The organism is Pseudomonas sp. EA_5y_Pfl2_R50, assembly GCF_963970475.1.
Taxonomy (GTDB): domain Bacteria; phylum Pseudomonadota; class Gammaproteobacteria; order Pseudomonadales; family Pseudomonadaceae; genus Aquipseudomonas.
Genome location: NZ_CAXAPT010000109.1, coordinates 1 through 523, shown reverse-complemented (window position 1 = coordinate 523; position 523 = coordinate 1). Strand labels below are relative to the sequence as shown.

The following is a 523-nucleotide window of genomic DNA, read 5'->3' as shown; positions in this document are numbered from 1 at the left end:
ATGCTCGCCATTCGAGGCGAGCCGCAGTTCCTGGCTATATTGATCCTGGCGCGACGGGATGTGCTGGCTGAGCTGGACCGGGATGCCGGTATAATCACGGTCATTGGCGGCATCCCAGTTCCAGAAGCGCCACGCGCTGACCGAGGTGAGAGTTGCGAAACCGACATTCCAGTCGGCAATCGCCGAGACGCCGCCTTCATTGGTGTTCACGCCCAAGGCTGCGTCGATATCGGTGACGCGGTCATACGGGTTGGTGCTGGGCGGGGTGTAGTTGAACAGCGCCGCCAGCGCCGGATCGACCGCGCTTGCGCCCGCCGCAATGCGTTCGTCGGTCGGCAACGCCGCCGCCGGGCTGGTGCCCAGATCGATCTTCACCCCGCCGAACAGCGCCGCATGATCCGTCACATGCGACCGTCGCAACGCGTGATACGCCTTGTGTTCGACCGCCTGCCCGGCGGCGCGCACCGCGCCAACGGGGTCGCCGCCCGTGTCATCATAGCGGCGGTAGCTGGTCGCGGCGGCG

1 protein-coding gene is annotated in these 523 nt (G+C 66.5%); it reads right to left on the bottom strand.

The features are described from left to right. The coding region (locus AACY19_RS26950) for a glycosyl hydrolase family 95 catalytic domain-containing protein (RefSeq protein ID WP_445262333.1) at positions 1-523 on the bottom strand (523 nt) is incomplete at both ends.